23 protein-coding genes are annotated in these 23,675 nt (G+C 37.2%); 11 read left to right on the top strand and 12 right to left on the bottom strand.

Going from position 1 to position 23,675, the window contains the following annotated elements:
* Positions 1-15: 15 nt before the first annotated feature.
* A complete protein-coding gene (gene lon, locus EV197_RS15370) occupies positions 16-2,466 on the top strand; it encodes an endopeptidase La (protein WP_130287691.1) in 2,451 nt (816 codons plus the stop codon).
* A gap of 98 nt (positions 2,467-2,564) precedes the next feature.
* Here the strand turns inward: lon and mreB are convergent, their stop codons facing one another.
* Positions 2,565-3,602, bottom strand: a complete 1,038-nt coding sequence (gene mreB / locus EV197_RS15365; protein WP_130287690.1) for a rod shape-determining protein — start codon at positions 3,600-3,602, stop codon at positions 2,565-2,567.
* 157 nt (positions 3,603-3,759) lie between these two features.
* Here mreB and porQ point away from each other — a divergent pair, with 157 nt between their 5' ends.
* On the top strand, positions 3,760-4,782 hold the full coding sequence (porQ, locus tag EV197_RS15360) for a type IX secretion system protein PorQ (protein ID WP_130287689.1): 1,023 nt from the start codon (positions 3,760-3,762) through the stop codon (positions 4,780-4,782).
* Positions 4,782-5,474, top strand: a complete 693-nt coding sequence (cmk, locus tag EV197_RS15355) for a (d)CMP kinase (protein WP_130287688.1) — start codon at positions 4,782-4,784, stop codon at positions 5,472-5,474. The genes porQ and cmk overlap by 1 nt, the downstream gene beginning before the upstream one ends.
* A 68-nt stretch (positions 5,475-5,542) precedes the next feature.
* Here cmk and EV197_RS15350 read toward each other — a convergent pair whose 3' ends face one another.
* Positions 5,543-5,893, bottom strand: coding sequence for a hypothetical protein (locus EV197_RS15350; RefSeq protein ID WP_130287687.1), 351 nt, complete (start codon positions 5,891-5,893; stop codon positions 5,543-5,545).
* A 214-nt stretch (positions 5,894-6,107) separates the two neighbouring features.
* The gene (locus tag EV197_RS15345; protein WP_130287686.1) at positions 6,108-6,485 is read right to left on the bottom strand and encodes a LysM peptidoglycan-binding domain-containing protein; all 378 of its coding nucleotides are present in this window, start codon (positions 6,483-6,485) and stop codon (positions 6,108-6,110) included.
* A 150-nt stretch (positions 6,486-6,635) separates the two neighbouring features.
* On the opposite strand from EV197_RS15345, the gene EV197_RS15340 reads away from it, so the two are divergent.
* Positions 6,636-7,421 carry a tRNA pseudouridine synthase A gene (locus tag EV197_RS15340; protein WP_130287685.1) on the top strand — a complete coding sequence of 262 codons (786 nt, stop codon included), beginning with the start codon at positions 6,636-6,638 and terminating at the stop codon, positions 7,419-7,421.
* A gap of 1 nt (position 7,422) precedes the next feature.
* Complete coding sequence (locus EV197_RS15335; protein ID WP_130287684.1) at positions 7,423-8,052, top strand: MOSC domain-containing protein; 630 nt, start codon at positions 7,423-7,425, stop codon at positions 8,050-8,052.
* Between the two features lie 9 nt (positions 8,053-8,061).
* On the opposite strand, the gene EV197_RS15330 is transcribed toward EV197_RS15335, so the two are convergent.
* The 9 genes from EV197_RS15330 to recG all read right to left on the bottom strand — a co-directional run bounded on the left by EV197_RS15330 (position 8,062) and on the right by recG (position 16,385).
* Positions 8,062-8,523, bottom strand: a complete 462-nt coding sequence (locus EV197_RS15330) for a DinB family protein (protein WP_130287683.1) — start codon at positions 8,521-8,523, stop codon at positions 8,062-8,064.
* A gap of 1 nt (position 8,524) precedes the next feature.
* The gene (locus EV197_RS15325) at positions 8,525-9,262 is read right to left on the bottom strand and encodes a sulfite exporter TauE/SafE family protein (protein ID WP_130287682.1); all 738 of its coding nucleotides are present in this window, start codon (positions 9,260-9,262) and stop codon (positions 8,525-8,527) included.
* Positions 9,263-9,392: 130 nt separating this feature from the next.
* Positions 9,393-9,761, bottom strand: a complete 369-nt coding sequence (locus EV197_RS15320; protein ID WP_130287681.1) for a response regulator — start codon at positions 9,759-9,761, stop codon at positions 9,393-9,395.
* Positions 9,762-9,764: 3 nt separating this feature from the next.
* Positions 9,765-10,949: a sensor histidine kinase gene (locus tag EV197_RS15315; RefSeq protein WP_130287680.1), complete on the bottom strand. Its 1,185-nt coding sequence runs from the start codon at positions 10,947-10,949 to the stop codon at positions 9,765-9,767.
* 400 nt (positions 10,950-11,349) lie between these two features.
* The gene (locus EV197_RS15310) at positions 11,350-11,742 is read right to left on the bottom strand and encodes a hypothetical protein (RefSeq protein ID WP_165389069.1); all 393 of its coding nucleotides are present in this window, start codon (positions 11,740-11,742) and stop codon (positions 11,350-11,352) included.
* A gap of 203 nt (positions 11,743-11,945) precedes the next feature.
* Complete coding sequence (locus EV197_RS15305; protein ID WP_130287679.1) at positions 11,946-12,443, bottom strand: hypothetical protein; 498 nt, start codon at positions 12,441-12,443, stop codon at positions 11,946-11,948.
* 150 nt (positions 12,444-12,593) lie between these two features.
* A complete protein-coding gene (locus EV197_RS15300) occupies positions 12,594-13,274 on the bottom strand; it encodes a type 1 glutamine amidotransferase domain-containing protein (protein WP_130287678.1) in 681 nt (226 codons plus the stop codon).
* 182 nt (positions 13,275-13,456) lie between these two features.
* Positions 13,457-14,038: a Crp/Fnr family transcriptional regulator gene (locus EV197_RS15295; protein ID WP_242610754.1), complete on the bottom strand. Its 582-nt coding sequence runs from the start codon at positions 14,036-14,038 to the stop codon at positions 13,457-13,459.
* Positions 14,039-14,282: 244 nt separating this feature from the next.
* The gene (gene recG / locus EV197_RS15290) at positions 14,283-16,385 is read right to left on the bottom strand and encodes an ATP-dependent DNA helicase RecG (RefSeq protein WP_130287803.1); all 2,103 of its coding nucleotides are present in this window, start codon (positions 16,383-16,385) and stop codon (positions 14,283-14,285) included.
* A gap of 511 nt (positions 16,386-16,896) precedes the next feature.
* On the opposite strand from recG, the gene EV197_RS15285 reads away from it, so the two are divergent.
* The 6 genes from EV197_RS15285 to EV197_RS15260 all read left to right on the top strand — a co-directional run bounded on the left by EV197_RS15285 (position 16,897) and on the right by EV197_RS15260 (position 23,414).
* Positions 16,897-18,975 (top strand): M1 family metallopeptidase, encoded by a 2,079-nt coding sequence (locus EV197_RS15285; RefSeq protein ID WP_207224222.1) that lies wholly within the window; start codon positions 16,897-16,899, stop codon positions 18,973-18,975.
* Between the two features lie 3 nt (positions 18,976-18,978).
* Positions 18,979-19,902, top strand: a complete 924-nt coding sequence (locus tag EV197_RS15280) for a patatin-like phospholipase family protein (protein WP_130287676.1) — start codon at positions 18,979-18,981, stop codon at positions 19,900-19,902.
* 214 nt (positions 19,903-20,116) lie between these two features.
* Positions 20,117-20,950, top strand: a complete 834-nt coding sequence (locus EV197_RS15275) for a formylglycine-generating enzyme family protein (protein WP_130287675.1) — start codon at positions 20,117-20,119, stop codon at positions 20,948-20,950.
* Between the two features lie 7 nt (positions 20,951-20,957).
* A complete protein-coding gene (locus tag EV197_RS15270) occupies positions 20,958-22,064 on the top strand; it encodes a hypothetical protein (protein WP_130287674.1) in 1,107 nt (368 codons plus the stop codon).
* A gap of 43 nt (positions 22,065-22,107) precedes the next feature.
* Complete coding sequence (locus EV197_RS15265; protein ID WP_130287673.1) at positions 22,108-22,623, top strand: hypothetical protein; 516 nt, start codon at positions 22,108-22,110, stop codon at positions 22,621-22,623.
* Positions 22,624-22,661: 38 nt separating this feature from the next.
* Entirely contained in the window at positions 22,662-23,414 is a 753-nt protein-coding gene (locus tag EV197_RS15260; RefSeq protein ID WP_130287672.1) for a hypothetical protein, read from the top strand.
* Positions 23,415-23,675 lie beyond the last annotated feature (261 nt).

Here is a 23,675-nt window from a genome sequence, read left to right as displayed (position 1 = left end):
CTTCAACATATATCTATGAGTAAAGCAAAATTTACAACACTTGACAGTTTGTCACTGCAGTCTATTGATGAAGATGCGGAATTAATACCGTTGATGACTCCTGAGGATGAGGAAGAGATTAACAATGAAAACCTACCGGAGGTGTTACCCATTTTACCTTTGCGTAATACGGTGCTTTTCCCCGGAGTAGTGATTCCTATCACTGCTGGTAGGGATAAGTCAATACAACTTTTGAATGATGCTAACAATGGTTCAAAAACGATAGGCGTTGTCTCTCAAAAGAAAGAAGAGGTAGAAAATCCATCCATTAAAGATATTAATAAAATTGGTGTGGTTGCTCGTATTTTGAGAGTACTCAAAATGCCAGATGGGAATACTACAGTTATTTTGCAGGGAAAGAAACGATTCAATGTAGCTGAAGTAGTTACAGAGGATCCTTATTTGAGTGCAAAAATTAATGAGGTTCCAGAGACCAGACCAGATAAGGATAGTGAAGAATTTGGTGCTATTATTGAATCCATCAAAGATTTGGCCCTGGATATTATCAATAAAAGTCCAAATATTCCCTCAGAGGCTTCTTTTGCTATCAAAAATATTGAGAGCAATTCATTTTTAATAAACTTTGTGTCTTCGAACTTAAATTTACCTGTAGAAGAAAAACAAAAGTTGTTAGAGATGAGCAACTTAAAGGATAGGGCATTGGCTACGCTGAAATTTATGAACGTGGAGCACCAAAAACTTGAATTGAAAAATGTGATTCAAAGCAAGGTGCAAAGTGATATGAGCCAACAGCAGCGCGAATACTTTTTACATCAACAAATGAAAACCATCCAGGAGGAACTTGGAGGCGTTTCTCATGAGGATGAAGTAGAGGAGATGCGCAAACGTGCCAAAAGCAAAAATTGGGATGAAAAGGTAGGGAAGCATTTTGACAAAGAATTGGCTAAAATGCAACGTATGAATCCTCAAGTTGCTGAATACTCCATTCAACGGAATTATCTAGATCTATTTTTAGATTTACCTTGGAACAAGTTCAGTGAAGATTTATTTGATCTTAAAAGAGCTAAAAAGATATTAGATCGAGATCATTATGGATTGGATGATGTAAAAGATAGGATCATTGAGTACCTAGCGGTTTTGAAGTTAAGAAATGATATGAAATCGCCTATTCTATGTCTTTACGGTCCTCCAGGTGTGGGTAAAACTTCTTTAGGAAAATCTGTAGCTGAGGCCTTAGGTAGAGAATATGTAAGGATATCTTTAGGTGGCTTAAGGGATGAAGCAGAGATCAGAGGGCACAGAAAAACCTATATAGGGGCGATGCCTGGTAGAATAATTCAAAGCTTAAAAAAGGCGGGTACCAGTAATCCGGTTTTTGTATTGGATGAAATTGATAAGCTTGCCATGGGTAATCAAGGAGATCCATCCTCGGCCTTATTGGAAGTTTTAGATCCTGAGCAAAACTCCGAATTTCATGATAATTTCTTAGAAATGGGGTATGACCTTTCTAAGGTTATGTTTATTGCGACTTCGAACAGTCTAAATACGATACAGCCAGCGTTGCGCGATCGTATGGAAATTATAAACGTTACAGGGTACACTATCGAAGAAAAAGTGGAGATTGCCAAGCGACACCTTTTACCTAAACAATTAAAAGAACACGGGTTAGATGCTACGCATTTGAAAATAGGGAAGGCGCAATTAGAAAAAATAATCGAAGGTTATACGCGTGAGTCTGGTGTGCGTGGTCTCGAAAAACAAATCGCTAAAGTAGTACGCTATGCTGCAAAAAATATTGCGATGGAGGAGGAATACAATATTAAAATAACCAATGAGGATATTATTGAAATATTGGGTTCACCAAAGCTAGAACGCGATAAGTATGAAAATAATGATGTTGCAGGAGTAGTTACTGGTTTAGCCTGGACGAGTGTTGGGGGAGATATTCTTTTTATAGAATCTATACTATCTAAAGGAAAAGGAAACCTTACCATTACTGGTAATTTAGGAAAGGTAATGAAAGAATCAGCAACCATCGCAATGGAGTACATAAAATCGAATGCTAACGAATTGGGTATAAATCCAGATATATTTGAAAAATATAACGTACATATCCACGTACCTGAAGGTGCTACACCAAAGGATGGGCCGAGTGCTGGAATAACGATGTTAACCTCTTTAGTTTCGCTATTTACCCAGCGAAAGGTTAAAAAGAGCATTGCTATGACAGGAGAGATCACATTGCGAGGCAAAGTATTGCCTGTTGGAGGTATTAAAGAAAAAATATTGGCTGCTAAAAGAGCACGTATTAAAGAGATTTTACTTTGCGAAGACAACAAACGAGATATTAATGAAATTAAGCCAGAGTATCTTAAAGGTTTGACATTTCATTATGTTAAAGAGATGAGCGAGGTATTGGACATAGCCTTAACAAATGCTAAGGTAAAAAATGCTAAGAAACTATAAGAGTTGTATTTACAGTCAGATATAAAATGCGGAAAGCCGATCTATTTAGATCGGCTTTCTCTTTGATTTAGGTTTCAAAATTAGCAAGAAAAACAAAATCAATCTTCAATATTTTCTCTTAATATAATTTTATACTTATTTAAATTTTTTAAAACTGCTTCACTTCCTTTTACCACAGCTTCTAATGGATTATCACCTAAGCAAACCGGTAAGTCTGTAGACTTTGATAAGCGATCATCAAGTGCCTTTAGTAAGGATCCTCCACCAGTAAGATAAATCCCAGATTGGTAGATATCAGCGGCTATTTCAGGAGGTGTTTCTGACAGGATGTCAAGTACACTTTTTTCAATCTGAGTTAATGATTTATCCAAGCTTTTGGCAATATCATTATCAGACACTTTAATTTCCTTTGGTAAGCCTGTTTGTAATTCTCGTCCTTGTATGGTTGTATAGCGTGGTTTTATTTTTGGAGCAGTCATAGCAGATCCAATAGTGGTTTTTAAGTGCTCGGCTGTAGACTCTCCGATGACCAGATTGTATTGTTCTCGGATATAATTGATAATATCATTGGTAAATAAATTACCTGCGACTTTTAGTGATTTGCCTCTTATTATAGCACCATAGGATACTACTGCAATTTCAGTAGTGCCTCCTCCAATATCAACAATCAAATGACCTTTGGGTTGCAATATATCTAAACCGCCACCTATAGCGGCAGCAATAGGTTCTGGGATTAAGTATACTTTTTTGGCTTTTAATCGTTTTGCAGATTCTTTTACTGCTCTGCGTTCTACTGAGGTACTCTCACAGGGAACAGCGATAATCATATGGTAAGAAGTAGATTTAAATATAGCGCCTTTGGGTATGGCGTGAATAAAAGTAGACAGCATTTTTTCTGCGGCATCAAAATTGGCAATCACCCCATCTTTACAAGGTGAAACGATTTTACTGTTTTTAGAAACCTTACCGCGCATTGCCAAAGCTTCTCTTCCACAGGCAAGTATTTTACCGGATAGTCTATGGATAGCGACAATAGAAGGGTGGTTGATAGCAATTTTTCCGTTATGAGTGATCAGCGTATTTGAAGTTCCTAAATCAATAGCGATCTTATCTTCATAAAAGTTCAAAAGACTCATAGTGGTTAGCGTTTAAGTTCGTTATAGATTTGGGTTCTGAGTCTACCTCAGAAAATTGGCATATAGCTATAACTCCAAAAAGTAAGTATTATTGTTCAGTATTCTTTTTTTTGTTAGAACTATCAAATTACAGCCAGATTATTATATTTTTGCTTCGATGAACAGAAAGCTCACGATACTTTTCCTTTTTGTAATTAGTCTTCAATCGTTATCCGCTCAGATCGGAGGGCGATACACGTACCAGTTTTTAAATTTAGTATCTTCTCCAAGACAAGCCGCATTAGGTGGTAAATATGTTACGGGGTACAATATGGATCCTACCTCTGCCTTATTAAACCCGGCAACAATTAATTTGGATATGCATAATCAACTCGCCGTAAATTATGTAAACTACATTGCTGATGTAAATTATGGTTCTGTAGCTTATGCCAGAGCTTTTGGAGAAAAGAAGAGAATGTTTCATATCGGCGTAACCTATATTAATTATGGTAAATTCAACGGATTTGATGAGTTTGGGAACGAAACAGCTTCTTTTGGAGCCGGAGAGGTGGCCATTTCGTTTGGATACGCTCAGCAGATAAAAGCATCTAGATTTCACGTAGGAGCTGGGGTAAAAGTGATCTCGTCAAAGCTTGAAGAATATACCTCCCTGGGAGGAGCTGTTGATATTGGGGTTATTTATCATTATCCAGAAGAAAAACTGGACGCGGGCTTGACCATACGAAATCTAGGCACCCAATTTACTACTTATGCAGGTACCCGAGAACAACTGCCCTTAGCTATTGATCTAGGAGTGGCAAAAACATTAACCGGTGTTCCTATTCGCTGGAATGTTACCTTAGAAAACTTACAGATATGGGATGTAGCGTTTAGCAACCCAGCGAGAGATGTTACAGATCTCGAAGGTAATGTAGAAGAAGATGACCCTAGTTTTATAAACAATGCACTCCGACACGTGGTATTGGGTGTTGAATTTTTTCCGGAGTCTGGCTTTAATGTTCGCGTAGGTTATAATTTCAGAAGGTCAGAAGAGTTGCGTATTGTAGATCAACGATCTTTTGCAGGGCTGAGCGGTGGTTTTTCGCTAAAAATGGGAAAGTTTAGATTTGCATATTCGTATGCGAGATATAATGCAGCTGCTTCTTCGAGTACCTTTGGACTAAATATAAACTTACAGTAATGAGCACTAACACTATAATAATTGCTATTGATGGCTATTCTTCCACAGGAAAAAGCACTGTAGCAAAGCAGTTGGCCAAAGAATTAGGATACGTCTATGTAGATACAGGTGCCATGTATCGGGCAGTAACCTTATATGCTATGGAAAATGATTTTGTATCAGTTAGTGATTTTAATAAAGAGGCACTTATTGCTGCCTTGCCTGAGATAGAGGTGCGTTTTGAGGTCAATCCGATGACTGGTCTTGGAGAAATTATTTTAAATGGTACCAATCGCGAACAAGAGATTCGAGGGTTAAATGTAGCAAGGCATGTGAGTACAATTGCTGCTGTTCCAGAAGTTCGTAAAAAACTGGTGGAGCTTCAGCAAAAGATGGGCGAGCGCAAAGGTATTGTAATGGATGGTAGAGATATAGGCACCGTAGTTTTTCCTGAAGCTGAATTAAAATTATTTATGACCGCTACTGCTAAGGATAGGGCAGAACGCAGGTATAAAGAACTTATAGAACGCGGAGAGGAGGTAACCTACGAGGATGTACTCAAAAATGTGGTCAATAGAGATCATTTGGATAGTACAAGAAAAGATTCTCCCTTACGCCAAGCCGATGACGCTATCGTAATTGACAATTCTAACCTAACACTTAAGGAGCAATTTGATAAAATATTAGCAATAGCACAGGATCACTTAAAGTAACCTGACCATCAATAATCACTGCGGCACTACACCAGTTATAGCACTAATAAGTAAAAGAGTAGTTCGAATTACTGATTACCAGATAATACTGTATTTTTCAATTTTAAGCGATCTAAATCTCGAACTTCATAGTATTTAAAGTCTTCTTTGATATATTCGATAAGTTCAGCATATTTACCTTCACTTCGTAATACCAAAACTCGATTCAATCGCAATACGTGATCTGTAAGCATTTTATGCTGAGGGATAGTAGGGTCGTTGATATCGTAAAAAGGCTTATTGGTAAGAATTTCGTATGGTCTTCCGTCTTGTAACACAATTTGATTTTTGTGTTCGTACAGCACTTTATCCTCAGATAAAATTTGACTGTAAGATAGTGTGCTGGTACACACCAAAATAATAAGTAGTAGTTTATTCATAATGCAAGATTTATGGGCGTAAAGCACAAATCTACGGTAAAACCATATATAATCATTATTTATTAGATATAATGCAATAATAATCGATAAAAAGCGTTAATCTTTTTATTTTGATTAGAAAAAACCTTGATTTTAAATCTATTATAACTCTTATAAATAATAAAAGTCACGATTTTCGTGACTTTTACAAGTATAATAATATGTAAGAAAAATTTTATAAATTAGGTATGATCAGCTCTTGATCTGGGTGAATTAAATCTGGATTTTTAAGCTTATCCGTATTGGCCTCAAAAATGGCTTTGTATTTCATAGGGTCTCCGTAATAATGCTTTGCAATCTTACTGAGAGATTCACCTTTTTGAACTGTATGTCTATGATATACCGAAGTATCTTCTACCTTGATATCAGCCTTGATATCGGCTGGATTTTCTCCTCCAATTTCTTTTATTTTGTCCCAAAGGATATTTTTTTCATACTGCGTCTGAGCAGTACCTTTAATTTTTAGCACGCCATTTTCTTCTTGAACATCTCCGTTTTTGATTTTAAGTTCCTCTCCTAAATTCAATACGTCTTGATATTTTGATTTTACCATAACTAAGTTGATTTAAAGTATGAATACTATGTTTTACTCAAATATAAACAATTTACTTATGGATACGATGGAATTGAAAGATAAAAAATAAGCTTTCATTATGATCCATTTTTAATTTTTCTATATTCGATTCCTAAAGCAAGCCAAGTGATGTTTAGAAAGCGTTTCTATTATGTAATCAAGTTTCAATACCTGGGGTTTCGATACCACGGTTGGCAAAGACAGCCCAATGTCATTACGCTACAAAAGATGGTGGAACGGACGATTAAATTTGTTTTGGAGCACAACAATTTTAAAATTTTAGCGGCCAGCAGAACGGATGCTAAGGTGTCTGCCAATGAAGCGTATTTTGAACTCTTTGTAGATCACGAGCCCATTGAAATGGATCCTTTTTTTGAGCTATTAAATCAAAACCTACCCCAGGATATACGAGCGTTAGCGATTGAAGAAGTAGATGAAAAATTTAACATCATCAATGCTCCGAAACTGAAGGAGTATATGTATCTATTTTGTGTAGGAGAAAAGTTTCATCCCTTTGCAGCTCCCTTTATGTACAACATCATTGAACCTATTGATCTGGAAAGTATGAAAGAAGCTGCTTTGTTGTTTGAGGGAAAACACGATTTTAAATCTTATTGTCATCGCCCCACCCCAACTACCCAAACTGAAGGGGAAATAGTATATTGTAGGATAGAAAAAAATGAAATTTATACCGCTAATTTTTTTCCTGAAGAAAGCTATGTGTTGCGCGTCAAGGGTGCAGGTTTTAAGCGCAATCAAATACGATTGATGATGGGAGTATTACTGGATGTTGGCAAAGGAAGAAAAACTATTAATTTTGTAAAAAAAACCTTACGCCCTGATCTGCACTATTATAAATTAGAGCATATCGTACCTGGGTCTGGATTAATTTTGAATCAAATAACGATGTCATAATATGAAGATCGTATCAGTCAATAGAGGAGAGGCAGTCCCAGTACAATGGCGAGGAAAAACGATCCAAACTGGGATTTATAAATACCCAGTGGCTAGCATTAGTGTGGGCGAAACAGATGTGCTGCACGATGCCGTAGTAGATCGCAGATATCATGGAGGCGTGGATAAGGCATGTTACTTGTATGGGGAGGACCATTATGCCTATTGGAAAGAAAAGTATCCTGTTTTAGATTGGAAGTATGGGATGTTTGGTGAAAACGTAACTGTGCAGGGTTTTGATGAAAGCGAAATCCGTATTGGAGATATCTATCAAATGGGAACTAGCCTTGTTCAAATTACCAGACCCAGGCAACCTTGTTTCAAATTAGGTATACGATTTGGAACGCAAAAAGTATTGAAAGAATTTATTCAATCGCTAAGGACTGGGGTCTATGTACGTGTTTTGGAAAATGGAGGAGTGAAAGCCGGAGATGAATTTACTTTGGTAAAGCGAAATGAAGAAGGTGTTAGTATTAAAGAGCTGGTTCAGCTACTTTTTCATAATAAAGAAGGCGCGTTTGATGCTATATTAGCTAAAGCCATAGCTGATCCCTTGGTAACCGAAGCAGATAAAGCGGAGATTGCTAAATAAACCACGCTGTTAAACTGTCAATTTTTTTAATAGTGCAATTTGCCCTAGATGATAATAGGTGTGATTAATAATACCTGCTATATTTCTATAGTTTGTTCCGTATTTGGCATCCGCAAATGCTTCCAATAACTGATCATCACTTAATTGTTCAGTCAAGTCAGAAAACTTTTGAGTGTTATTCCATAACCGGTCTTGTAGGTCCTGCCATTGGGCTTCAGAAGTAATGGGTAGCATATCGAAACTAAACTTATCCTTTATGTCTAAGGGTCCTCCTTGCAACACTTTAACCAAGCCTTCTATATAATAATTGATATGATAGGTCAAAAGCGCTATAGTATTGATGCCTTTAAGTTGTTGAGTCGCTTGTTGCCAGTTTACCTCTCTTAATTGATCTTTGAGATTGTTACACACCCAATTGCCCTGGAGTAGTACTTCTTTTATTGCATCAGCTAATGCTTTGGAAATGGCCATATCAAAAGAGTTTTAATAAAATATTCACTAAGGTAATTAATCCAATGGTTAAGATGAGCAGCAAAGAGATTTTTCTAAATTTTTCTTGTGGAATTAGCTTTAAAACCTTTTTACCGATATACGTACCTACTAAACCTATCAGAAATAAAAAGGGAACGTAGATTAAATCGTGCTGATGGATATACCCATTTTCGTAATACACAAAGGTTCGGGTAAAATCTATTAAGAAATCTATAAAGGCCGAGGTGGCAATAAATACATTCTTTTCTAAATTAAAGGCCGCCATGGTCAATCCTCTAATGGTGCCTCCGGTTCCGAGGAGGCCAGCGGAGAACCCAGATAATACCCCACCGGTAATGGCGTTTTTGGTATTCGGTAGGATGATCAGGCTTGTTCTGAGGAGAAACAAAAGACTGAGTGCTACCAAAAACACGCCTAATACGATCTCCAAAACGCTAGAGTCTAAAATTTTGGTTAAGAATCCGCCTATGACCACAAAGATTACGGAAGGTACACCAATGGTTAGCAAAAGCTTTTTGTCTAACCCTTTTTTGAATAGAAAGATTTTACTGATGTTACTAGACAGGTGAAATAGCGCAGTTAACCCTAAAACCGATTCAAAATCAAAATAGAAGTTAGCGATCGGTACAAAAAACACCGAGGAACCAAACCCACCAATAGTTCCGATGACTTCTGCCAGGAGTGCTAAAAGTAGAAATAGGGTGCTGATTTTATTCATATTACCTAGATAATTGGATTAGTGAACTACATTTCTGTAGTGTAATAAAGTCCAGGTGTTTCTATAGAAAACTAAGGTAATAAGAATATTCAATTATAACTTGTTTAGTGAATCTTGATATATAGCACGATCAAACTTGTAATTTTTGTTTAATGAATTCAATGTTTTCCATGGTCAATGGTTTTTCGAAATAAGCAATAACACAGGAATATTTTTCTGCTTTTTTTCTGTCTTCAGGACGGGAGGAAGAGGTTAAAATTGCTACTTTAACACCATTACATAATTCTTTTGCTTCACGTTCATCTAAAAATTCCCAACCATCCATCACAGGCATATTTAGATCCAAAAAAATAAAATCCGGACAATATTTTTCTATGAGTGCATATGCCTCTTTACCGTTTAAGGCCTCATCCACTTTTAAAATACCAGCTTTTCTCAGCATAATTTTAGCAAGAAAATTAGAAGTTTCATTGTCTTCTACTAATAATACCTTACTCATGATTTAAATTTTTAACATTATACGAAATTCTGTTCCCTTATCAGGTATGCTATGTACAAAGATTTCTCCATCATTGGCTTCTACAATGGATTTAACAATGTACATTCCAACGCCCTTACCATCTACGTGGGTATGTAGACGTTTAAAAAGCCCAAAAACTTTTTCTTCATACTTTTCAGAATTGAAACCTAAGCCGTTATCTTTTACCGATAGACATAGCTGTCCGTTTTCTCGGGTGGTTTTAATTGTAATCAGGAGGGGCCGTTCAGGATCACGATACTTCAGGGCATTGGTCAGTAAATTTTGTAAAATACTTTTTAAATGTATGTAAGAAAAAGTAAACTGTTCAATAGCTTCAAAATCTTCTTCAATACTCGCATTTGCAGCTTTAATCTGTTCTGCAATACTTTTTTTTACTTCATCAAAAACTTCTTTAATATTAAGGGTTTCTTTCTTGTTTTTAAGGGTTGATTTAAAATTAAGTACATCATTTAGCGTATAAATGGTATTATGTAGACGATTAATATTTTTCTTTAAGCGTTCAAAAATTTCTAAGTCCTGTTCATCTTTTACCTCAGTCAGTTGGAGCATTTCTGACAGAACTGATATATTGGTGATGGGTGCTTTTAAATCATGTGCTGCCACGTACGAAAAATCTTTAAGCTCTTTGTTTTTGGCTTCTAACTGTTTTGCGTGGCTTTTTACCTTAGCTATCTGTTGTTCCAAGGCTTGGTTATACTCTTGTAATTGTTGTGCGGCAATTTTACGTTCGGTAATATCCTCAATAAAAACGTGGATAAGGGGTTTATTCCCCACAAGGTATTTACGAGGAGTAGCTTTGGCATAAAAAAAAGATCCATCTTTTCGTTTAAACTTTGTTTCAATGCTTAATTGCTCTTTGTTTTTCATTTTCTGCAATATCACATTTGAGTGATTTATCTCATCTTCAGTATGGAGTTCGAATACACTTTTTTCTAAAAATTCTTCTTCAGAAAAACCAAATGCGGAAACCGCACTATCATTAACATTTAAGATATTCATCTGTAAGTCGTGGACAATCGTAGGAATAATCGAATAGTTAAAAATTTGTTTATAAATATCCCCATCGAGGTCGATATGCTGATAGTCACTCCAATCCTTAGGTATCTCAGCGTTTGTAGTTGTGTTATTTTTATTTTTTGTAGCCATATCTGTAAAAAGTATTTACCAGCGTAAAGCTCTATCAAATGAAATAAGCACCAATAAATTATAGTATAGTAATGTATGAAAAAATAATGAGAACTACAGCGGCTATAACCGTAAAACTTAAGGGTGATCGCCGCTAATCTACAGGCTTAGTTGATAAGTTTTGTTATAAGAAGGGGAGGCAATGTTTTTATTGTAATTGCGATCTGATGCTATTGTAAATTCTTAGTTTCCTGACTATCATAATGAAAGTCAGTAGGTTGGTGTTTGGTGTAGTAGAAATATTCTTAACAGGACCAAGGTTTGGCTTAGGTACTTTTTATATATGCTAATAACAAAATAAATAGTGGATGTCCATAAGTCAATAATATTAAAATTAAGATTACACTTCCTAATATAGCATTTATAAGGTCAATACCGCATAACCCAAAAAGACGCCAAATAGGATGGGGATCGGTGACAATACCCTAACCCATAGGGGTTTTAGGATATCGGCTGATTTCAAGGCATATTGATGATGCATTTTGCGTGGCACAGTATAAAGTACCAGGGATGTGGCTAACATAAACCACCCCAATACTTGAAATACGATAGGATATTTAGCGATTTCAGCACTGATGATCAATGCTCCAGCAGGTAGCATACGTATGGTAATTTCGGCATAGTTGATAAATGCTGTGCTAGCAGCTTTTCTTAAATAATATCTTGCTTTTGATGGGTTTACCAGCATTAAGATACCAACGCTAATCAAAAACAAACCAAAAAGGATGACACAATACTGAGCAATGATTTTCATATCTAAATAAGTATCTATACACCAGGAAAAGTTACATTAGTTTTGGCTAAAATGGATTTTGGAAAATTGACATCAAATTTCAGTAACATAAGCTAAACCCAAAAAAGACGAACTAAAAGAACCCAGGATTTAATCTTTTAAGACTTCGACTCATCTCAAATACAAGGAAACCAGGCTAAGCTAGCTTTCAATTTACTATGGATTCAACAGCCACAATAAATTTTTACAAGAGTATTCATATCCGTTTCTTTTATTTCGTAATAACATCCAGCTCCCTCATCCGCAGGGCGATAAATGGTTTTTTCTGAATTCCAGCTATGTTTAATATCCATTCCGGTACTTTGGAACATGGCTTCGATCCATTGTATTAAGCTTTCTTTATTTGTTCGAGGTAGGGTCAGGGTAATTGTTTTGCCACCTGCTTCTTTACACTGTGCTTCGGTATAGGTAATACCATTTTCAAATTCTTGGGTAAAGGCACAAATCATGTTTTCACTATAATCGTACATTTTTACATCCGTTTTATCGGATGATACTTTATAATTGTTCAGCAAATAGGTATACAAAACGTCTTGCTGGTAGTTGGATTGTTCTTGCTGTGCTTTGAGTTTCGTAATATTTGGCTGTTCCAACTCAAAGTTTTGCGCAAGCACTCCTACCGGAATTACAACTAACATGCATAGGTGTATTATTGATTTCATATCGTACTACTTTTGTGTTCCGTGATTCAAAATACTAAAAAAGTAGCAGTATCCGTCTCAGTACGATCAACAATAAAAAAATCGCTAAAACAGAATTCAATGCTTTAGCGATTTTAACTACATAATTAGAACAAAACTATCTACATAGTTTTAGTTGAGCTTAGTTAATAATTCTTCGGCTACTTTCTCAGAACTAGCTGGATTTTGACCGGTGATCAGTAAGCCATCGGTTACTACGTGTGGATTCCAATCTTCCGCTTTGCTGTAGACACCGCCATTTTCTTTGAGCATCTCTTCGACTAAGAAGGGAACAACATCTGTTAGTTGTACTGCTTCCTCTTCGGTATTAGAGAACCCTGTAACCTTTTTATCTTTTACCAGCGGAGCGCCATCTTTGCTTTTCACCTCTTTAAAAATCGCCGGTGCATGGCAAACGGCCGCCACGGGTTTATCGTTATTATAAAAACTTTCAATCAAGGAAATAGAGTTCTTATTGGTGGCCAAATCCCATAAGGGTCCGTGACCTCCTGGATAAAAAACAGCATCATAATCGGACTGATCCACCTCTTGTAATTTTTTAGTATTGGCTAATTTTTGTTGGGTCTCCGTATCCTTATCAAATCGTTTAGTGGCTTCAGTCTGAAAATCTGGCTGCTCACTTTTAGGATCTATTGGCGGTTGACCTCCCTTAGGTGATGCTAGCGTAATTTCAACTCCCTTATCCTTTAAGGTATAATAGGGTGCAGCAAATTCTTCTACCCAAAATCCTGTTTTTTCTCCTGTATTTCCTAATTCCTCGTGACTAGTTAGTACAAATAATACTTTTTTCATCGATTTATTTTTTGTGTTATTACTAAACCTAATAGATATCAGGTGTGTTATGGTACGTTATACAACTGTATAAGGTAGTAAAATCTACACGCCTCTTTAGGTAAAGTGTTGTTAATCTTTTCCTATAGATACCGTAAAATTAAAGGGAAAGTGTTGGATAAAAATTGATCTATGATAAGAAACTATTCTGCTGTCAATTGACGCCGTATTCTACTTAAGCTTTCGGTAGTGATTCCTAAGTACGATGCGATATGATAGTTTTTTACGCTTTGTTCAATGTTAGGGTAGGTGTGTATAAAATCTAAATAGCGTTCTTTGGCGGTTTTGGATAAATTGGCCAGTATTCGTTTTTGAAAAGAGGAGAAAGCACGTTCTAATTTTACCCTGAAAAAGGATTCTAATTGCGGAATCGCTTCAAACATAGACTCCATATTTTTTCGGGATAATCCATAAACAGTGGTATCCTGAAGGCTTTCAATATGCATAATTGCATTTTCTTCTTTAAAAAAAGCGGTATAATCACTGATCCACCAGTCTTTAATCGCAAACTGTAACGTATGTTCTTTACCAGATTCATCAATGAAATAAGTGCGTAAGCAACCATCGATCACATAATATTGTGTATGAACCGGGTCATTGGCTGATAAAAGGGTAGTACCTTTAGGTATGTACATTTCTTCCAAAATACTATCCAAAAAAGTAAGATGCGCTGAATTGAGTGCTGCTCCGTGAAATATTTGACTGATTAATGTAGCGGTATTCACTTCTGTTTTTGATTATATACGTTGTCAACTATGGGTTCATTTACTTAAAGTATCCAAAGAAAATGAAATCCTGGTAAAAGCACTCTTTTTTAAGTGTTTTTTAGGACGCTAAAAACAAGATTGGTTTTTCTAGAAGTTTTTAAGAGCTTCAGGGTTTTGAATACAAAACAAATCTTACACGGTTAAAAATGGAGGGTAAAACCTGAAACTATTAACTATAAACGACAAACTATCAATCATCAACTCAACTGATATAATTCCAGATATTTTTATGCTTGCCTAATTGAGTATACGTATATCGAACGATGGCGTGTTGTTCTTTCTCTAAAGCAGGATCTTCTTTTAAAATTTGCAAGGCATAATAGCGGGCTGTTTTGAGAATTTCATTGTCTTTAACCACGTCTGCAATCTTAAGATTTAATACCCCACTTTGCTGTGTACCCATAATATCCCCTGGGCCACGTAGCTTAAGGTCAACCTCTGCAATTTCAAAACCATCATTAGTAGCAACCATAGTCTGTAAACGGGTTTTACTATCTTCTGATAATTTATGACCGGTCATTAGGATGCAATAACTTTGTTCTGCTCCACGACCGACACGGCCGCGCAACTGATGCAGCTGTGATAGTCCAAAACGTTCTGCACTTTCGATAATCATTACACTGGCATTGGGTACATTAACCCCAACTTCGATAACGGTAGTGGCTACCATGATCTGAGTTTGTCCTTTGACAAAGCGTTCCATCTCATAATCCTTATCAGCGGGTTTCATTTGACCGTGAACAATAGATATTTGATAATCCGGTGGCGGAAAATAACGTGCAATACTCTCGTAACCATCCATCAGGTCTTTATAATCCATAGCTTCGGATTCCTGAATGAGTGGATAAACGATATAGATCTGTCTGCCTTTTTTGATTTCATCAGCAATGAATTTAAACACCTTTAAGCGATTACTGTCATAGCGATGTACGGTTTTGATACTTTTTCTACCTGGCGGTAATTCATCAATAACCGAAATATCTAAATCCCCATACACACTCATGGCTAAGGTTCTTGGTATAGGCGTTGCGGTCATCACCAAAATATGTGGGGGATAGGTATTTTTATGCCACAGTTTGGCCCGCTGGGCCACTCCAAAACGATGTTGCTCGTCAATGATGGCTAATCCTAAATTATGGAATTGTACCTTGTCTTCAAGCAATGCGTGAGTCCCCACCAGGATATGAAGGCTGCCTTGCTCCAATTCCTCGTGGATTTGCCTGCGTTCTTTGGTGGTAGTGCTGCCCATTAAGAGCTTTACGTTAATGTCCAGATCTTGGACCAGCTCCTGTATCCCTTGGAAATGTTGAGTCGCTAAGATTGCCGTTGGTGCCATAATACAGGCTTGAAAACCGTTATCAATAGCCAATAACATGGCCATTAACCCAACAATGGTTTTACCAGAGCCTACGTCCCCCTGCAAGAGTCGATTCATTTGTGCACTGGTGCCTAAATCATTTCGGATTTCTTTGATCACTCTTTTTTGTGCATTGGTGAGTTCAAAGGGTAGGTGATGACTATAAAAGTTATTGAAGTAGCTTCCTACTTCTGTAAATGGAAAGCCTTTTATTTTTTGTTTGCGCACTAACTTTTTGATCAGTAGTTGCAATTGAATATAAAAAAGCTCTTCAAACTTTAAGCGATATTGCGCCTTGGCGAGCAATTCCTGATTTTTAGGAAAATGTACGTTAAACATTGCTTCACTTTTAGAGATCAAATGCAAATCACTGAGAATACCTACGGGTAGTGTTTCCATAAATTTCACCTGAGTCTCTGTAAATAAGGCTTCCATCATTTTACTAATCACACGATTGGTCACTCCTTTGTTAGAGAGTTTTTCGGTAGAGGGATATACCGGTTGCATCGTAATCCGCAGAGACTGTTGATGTGTGCTAAGCAGTTCCATCTCGGGATGGGGCATACTGTAACCGTTGTAGTATTTGGTTTTCCCAAAAATGACATAAGGCGTGTTTAGTTTCAGGTTTTCTCTAATCCATTTATGACCTCTAAACCACACTAATTCCATTTGACCAGTATCATCAACGAAAGTAGCTACCAGGCGTTTTCCTCTTTTTTGTTCTACGGTTTTGAGATGGACAATTTTACCAACAATTTGAACCTCTGCACTGGTAGGTCTCAGCTCATAAATTTTGTAATATCTGGTCTTATCGATATACCGGTTTGGAAAGAGGTTAATCAGGTCCTGAAACGTATGAATACCTAACTCGGTCCGTAGCAATTGCGCTCTGCTAGGGCCAACACCTTTAAGATAATCAATAGGCGTTTGTAGGATATTAGGTTTCATTAAGGCGAAGATACTATTATTAATAATTTGGGTCAATCTGTAGGGTGTTTAAACTTTGGTTTTGGTTAGTAGTTGGCAGTTATTAGTTTGTAGTTCTTAGCCTTTAGATCTTAGTTCATGGATGTCAGGTCGAGTGGGCTGCGAAGCAGGTTGTATCGAGACCTTCTTTGAAGTTGGTAATTGATAGTTGGTGGTTCTTAGTTTGTAGTTCTTAGTTGGCAGTATGTGAGTCTTTGAGTCTTTGAGTCCGTGAGTCTGTGAGTTGGCTAGTTGATGAGTTTAATTTTGTTTCAACATTAGGTACTTAATACTCAATACTTCATGCTTCGTACTTCGTAGTTCTTATTTCTTAGTTGGCAGTATGTGAGTCTTTGATTTTGAAGTTTTTCCTTTGCGATTCTTATTTTTCAAAAAGGGGATTCTCTTTACCTTTTGTCACATTGCCATTAGATTTTCGTTACTTTGGCAGAAGAATTGATGAAACATTGGTATGCGATTATTGACTTTATGTATGGCTGTATTTTGCAGTCTTTTTGTTGGGCGTAAAACATATGCTCAAAAAGAACAACCAGCCCTAGATTTTATAACAGCTAAAGTTAAGGTACAACCAGACTTTGATACTAAAAGTATAACCGGTACCGTTCAGTATACCTTTGATGTTAAAGAAGCGACAGCTACGTTTTTTATAGATGCACAGCGAATGACGATAGCACAAGTATTACTCGATGCTGCTGTGGTTCCTTTTACGTATCAAGATAACAAGATCACTATTACTGAGCCATTAGCAGCGAACACTTCTCATACTATTGCTATTAGCTACAAGGCTTCGCCTAAAAAAGCACTGTATTTTGTGCCAGATTATATGGGTAGGGATCAAATCTGGACCCAGGGTCAGGGTAAATACAGCTCTAACTGGTTACCTAGCTTTGATGATATGAATGAAAAAGTTGAATTTGACCTTTCTGTGGTGTACAAAAAAGGATACGAAGTAATTGCTAATGGAGCCCTAAAAGAAACAAAGGTTTTAAACGATTCGCTACAGCAGTGGAATTATGATATGACGCATCCAATGAGTAGCTATTTGGTAGCTATGGCGATTGGTATCTATGATAAGGTAGAAGAGACTTCCAAAAATGGAATTCCATTAGTAAACTATATCTATCCCGAGGATTCTCTCGATTATAAATTTACCTATAAACATAACAAAGAGATTTTTGATTTTCTTGTAGATGAGATCGGTGTGGCATTTCCCTGGCAGAACTACAAACAAGTCCCAGTGAAAGATTTTTTGTATGCCGGGATGGAAAACACCACGGCTACTATTTTTTCAGATGCTTTTGTAGTGGATAGTATCGCCTACAAGGATCGCAATTATATCAATGTCAATGCACACGAATTGGCGCATCAGTGGTTTGGCGATTTAGTCACCGAAACCGAAGGTACGCACCATTGGTTGCAAGAAGGCTTCGCTACATATTATGCGTTATTGGCGGAGCGAAAGATTTTTGGAGAAGACTATTTTTTGTATAAGTTATATGAAAGTGCAGAGCAATTAACAGCCTTGTCCCAATCGCCGCAGGCTACTTCACTATTGGACCCAAAGGCAAATTCATTGACCTTTTACCAACGAGGAGCTTGGACGCTTTTTGCGTTACAAAAATTGATCGGAAAAGCGAATTTTAAAATCACCATTCATAATTACTTACAACAACATCAGTTTGACAATGTAAGCACTGCTGATTTCTTTGAGATTGCTACTGAAGTAAGTGGGGTAGAGCTTACAAATTTTAAACAGCAATGGTTGGAGAATGTCAGTTTTCCTTCTCAGCAGGCCTTAGCTATATTAACCGAGTATGATTTTATCAAAAAGTATCTGGCGCTTGCTGGTGAACGCACACAGCCTTTAGCCGGTAAATGGGGGGCTTTAGTGAAGGCTTTAGAATTTCCTGTTAATAACTATTTAGGTCAGGAGGCAGTATATCAATTGGCTGGGGATACGTCACAAGAGGCTATTGCGATTTATGATAAAGCCTTTGAAACCAATAATATATTTGTACGACAGGCTATAGCAAGTTCGATGAGTACAATTCCTATAGCTCTTAAGGAGCAATATGAAACCCTGCTCCAAGATCCGTCCTATGCCACTATAGAACCGGCCTTGTATCATTTATGGGCCAACTTTGCTGCAGATAGGGCGAAGTACTTAGAAGAGACCAGCTCGATTACTGGGTTTAGTGATAATAATGTTAGAATATTATGGTTGGTGTTGGCGCTTAGCACGCCAGAGTATAATCAAGCAAAACATTCACAATATTTTAAAGAACTAACGGCATACACCAGTCCAGATCACCATTTTAGTACACGACAAAATGCGTTTTCGTACTTGGAAAGTATGAACGCCTTTAATGACCAGGCACTATTACATTTGGTCAATGGCGCTACTCATTACAATTGGCGATTTAGAGATGCTTGCCGAAAAATTTTAGACGATTTATTAAAAAAAGAGACATTTAAAAAGAAATACGTAGATTTAAAGGAAAAATTATCCCAATCTGAACTGGAATACTTAAGAAGAAAAATGGAACTTTAAATTATGCGTGCACTTGTAATCTCAGGAGGCGGTAGTAAGGGCGCCTATGCCGGAGGAGTGGCTCAATACCTGATACAGGAACAAGGTCGAAAGTACGACCTGTTTTTGGGTACGTCAACCGGAAGCCTATTGATCCCTCAATTGGCCATTGGTAATATCAAACGGATGTATGATATCTATACCAATGTTAATCAACATACTATTTTTAATGTCAATCCCTTTAGAGTTCGTAAAAAAGGAAACCGGGAGTATGTTTCTATAAATTTTATGGCATCGCTTATTCAATTTATGAAGAAGAAGCGCACCTTTGGTGAAAGCAAGAACTTAAGAAGAGCGATTCGTAGAAATTTTACGGAGTCGGAGTTTAGGCTGGCCCGAAAAAAAGTAAAGGATATCGTCGTAACCGTGTCTAACCTTACCAAAAGCCAAACGGAATACAAATCCATCCACGAGTTCTCCTATGAAGATTTTTGTGATTGGATCTGGATCTCTTGCAATTACGTGCCCTTTATGAGTTTGGTGACCAAAAACGAATGCGAATATGCCGATGGCGGTTTTGGTTGCATGGTTCCGATACGAGAGGCGATTAAACGTGGGGCTACCGAAGTAGACGCGATCATCTTAGAGTCCGAAAATATGGAGCATAATAAAGTATTGGGTAAAAATCCCTTTTCCTTGATGGTCAATTTATTTGGTTTTATGTTAGACCAAGTAGAGCATCACGATACGGTGGTAGGTAAATTGGCAGCCATTAATAAAGATGTGCCACTGAATCTGTATTATACACCATCAAAACTTACAGAAAACTCCTTGATATTCGACAAACAATTGATGGGTAACTGGTGGCGACAGGGGTACGAATATGCTGCCGCAAAAGCCAAACAAGCACAAGAAAACGAGTTGAAGGATATTGATATGGCCGGGTAGCTGTTTGTGTACAACGGCTGTATTGCCATCAAATTTCAACATAACCAGAACAACTGGTGATACCCTAAATAGTTTTATTTACCTTGCGCTCTATTTTTTTTGGGTATCAGCGCCAATATGCCGTGCTAATACACTTTTAAAGGCAATATAATACTTAGCAATAGAATACGTTCTACAGTAGCTAAAACTAGCAACCATAACATCAACATAAGTAATGAGAGTACACGCATTAACGGTATTATTTTTCTTTTTTACACTTGCAGCGGTAAGTCAAGAACAAAAAGACCTTTTCTTAGAAACTGCTTACGGAGTGGATATGGAATTGATTTTTGTAGAAGGGGGTAGTTTCGAAATGGGTAGTCCTGAGGAAGATCCCTACCATCAATATTTTCATCAAAGATTTAATTCGTGTAGAGAACGACTAACCAAAAAAAATGTTTCAGATTTTTATATTGCAAAATTTGAGTTGACCTATGATCAGTATATGAAAATTACTGATGCGTATGTAGATCAACATATTCCATACAGACTAATGGATACTGTAGCAGGGCAACCTGCGGGCTATCTGTCCTGGTGGGATGCAGTTCGGTTTTGTAATCGTTTAAGTGATCTGGCGGGGTACAAGCCTTACTACATAGATGATGGTGATGGTGGATTGCTAATAGACAACTCCACTAAAGGATACCGTTTACCTACTGAAGCAGAATGGGAGTACGCGGCTAAGGGGGGAGTACATAATAAACCCGATAAAGCCTATGATATAGATGCCATGTCCTGGTACAAAAATACTGGGGGTAAGGTTTCTGTAGTTGGACAAAAAGCACCAAATGCGTTGGGATTGTATGATATGACCGGTAATGTATGGGAGTGGGTCCAGGATCAATTTGGTCCTGGTGGGTATTATTATGGAGCTTACTATATGGTTAAAGGTGGGTGCTATCAGTCTGATGCTGCCTTTTGTAGACCGGCTGCTAAAACCGGTTTTTTACCCAAATTAAGAGATATGCCTCTAGGGGTTAGAGTAGTTAAGCATATTCCTATTCAATAGTTGTATCATGGAAACTCATACATTACATCGTAACATATTAAAGCGAATCAGCTTACTACTATGGGTACTAATCCTCATCAGTGCTTGTAATAGCGAAGAGTTCTCAGCAGAAAAAACCATTCAGACTAAGGATGTAGCGGTTACCTTAAGTTATCATTATGATATAAATGCTACCCTGGATATTGTAGCCTTACCTCACGTACCTATTATGCTTCCTGGGCGTAAAAAAACTAAAAAGCTCTATGTAGCAGTACATATAGCGGGGCGAGAAGATTTTGTGGTGGAGCATATTACAGCAGCGGATCTCATCGAAGATCCGGATCGATTACAAAAATTAGCAGCGACCACCGAGGTATTAGTTTCACCCAACACGGATAAATTAATTTACAAACGAAAACGAAAAGCTGGGGATACCATCATCGGTGTATCCTATATGGATCAGAAGTATCCCTTCATAGACCCTTATTTTGATCAGGAAATTACAAGTGCTGAGCCTGCCTGGGATCAGATCAAATCAATTGAAGTGTTAGCAAAGGATTTTATTGGTAATGATGCTGAGGGTTCGCTGTTTTATGGATATACACAGCCTGAATTTGTTTTTTGGACCACCCTTAGAAAACTTACGCCCGAAAACACATATGACTGGATGGTATTGCAAGAGTTTTTTAGAAAAGAATACAATATGGAGCATATCCAATATAGATGTAAGGATTGGGAGCAACGCAGTGAACGTTGGAAACAGTCAGTGCGCCGAGGTATAGCTCAGCACTATACCACCTATCCTAGCTCCAATGATTATAATTTATTCTTTTACAAAGGCGCTGTTATAGAAACCATTATAGAAGACTCCAAGGATGAAACGATCGCAAAAGACTATTTTCAATTTCTTTTAGCTAATTTTGAGAAAGGTATAGTAGGTACTGCGAATGACAGATTAAAAGACGACGCTATTTTTAGAAAAAAGTATAGGGATACTCTTGTATCCAGATGCGAAATTGTATTACAAAGCAAAGAACCACAACATGTAATAAGCGTTTTAGACGTGGCCAATACCTTAAATGATACCGTGCTACTAAAAAAAGCAAACCTCCGACGAAAAGAATTAGATCTCTAAATCAAAACAGTAACCTAATTAAAAACCATAGATGCCCAAACCAATGAAATATTTACCCGTTGAAAACATAACCTATCATACCGACTTAAATTCAAACGAAGTTCTACATAGGCTAGAGGGCATAATTGAATCCTTTAATAGGAATACGAAGACAGAATTTTATAGCCATAGTAATCCTAAATATTATATAGGAACCATTGATGATACCTCATTCAGCATTAACCGAATAGTAAAGTTTAAAAATCCATTTTTGCCAAGAATTATAGGAACTATTCAACCGAGTTTAAATAAGACTCAGGTCACTATCAAAATGAAGTTGCACGGAGGTATCTTATTATACGTTATATTTCACTGTGGTGCATTTGGTCTGGTTTTTCTAGCTGTTTTTGCCGCCTCGATACTCAATGGAAAATATAATCCAAACATGATACATCCGCTAAGCTTTTTCTTGATAGGCTATGGATTGACTATGGCAGGATTTAAGTATGAAAGCATAAAATCTAAGAAATACTTTGCCAAACTTTTGGAGGCAGAATATACTAACTCAATAGATTCGTAAAACAACCTAATAACTACTAATTTTTTATTTTAAATCTTATGAAGATACTTCCCATTATCCTTAGTTTACTTACTGCTCAATGCATAATCGGCCAAGAGGAACTCATCGATGCGATAGAAACTATTAACAACCAAAAAGATGTAGAAAGCGGCAAGGTGCTTTGTACCGAAGCCTACTGGACTGCAGAAAAAGATGGAGGACAGCGTAGTTTCAAACAATTTGCAAAAATGCCTGCTGAGTTAGAATTAAAGTTAGTAGACAAAAATGTAAAAGAAAATCGTGCGGTGTTAACGGTTGATCTGATATTCAATAACGAAGCGGTGGGTAAAATATACCTGTATACCATTAAAAACGACGATCAGTGGTTGCTAGATGGCATCAATGAATCGAAGCACATGATCGCTTATTTTATGGAAAGCAAATGCTCCGGTCACTTTGATCCTACGATGATTGCTGCGAATGCAGACTTGCAGCAAATAGGGGAGACGATGCTAACCCATATTACAGATACGGATGCATTAACCACCTATATGCAAGAGGTGTTTACCGAGGATTCAGATTTTGATTCTGTAGTAGAACAATTGACGGATACAAGTTATGACAAAACGGTGGTCACTAGCGCAGGCTATGACGAAGATTTTGGTAAAGGGTATGTGTTTTTTACGCAATATAAAGAAGGACAATCCTATGATAGTACGATCACTCTTTACGTAAGCCGAACCGGTATGGGCACCTGTAAGGTGTATGATTATAATTTCGCTAGCCCTAGTGCGAATTCATTTTTGAGATAAACTGCAGGTAAAACATCCTAAGGTTCCAATTGCTGTCTCTGGATAGCCAGACAAGCTATGTCGAGCTTAGTTGACTTGACAGAAGAATTAAGAATTAAGAAGTACTAGGTATTAAGTATAAAGTAAGTTGAAACAAAATCAAACTCAACAACTAGCCAACTCACAAACTCACAAACTCACAAACTCACAAACTCACAAACTCACAAACTCACAAACTCACAAACTCACAAACTCACAAACTCACAAACTCACAAACTCACA

Origin of the sequence: Aquimarina brevivitae (assembly GCF_004216895.1) — a bacterium.
Taxonomy (GTDB): Bacteria; Bacteroidota; Bacteroidia; order Flavobacteriales; family Flavobacteriaceae; genus Aquimarina; species Aquimarina brevivitae.
Note: the sequence above shows the minus strand (reverse complement) of the source record. Positions and strands in the feature narration are given on the sequence as shown.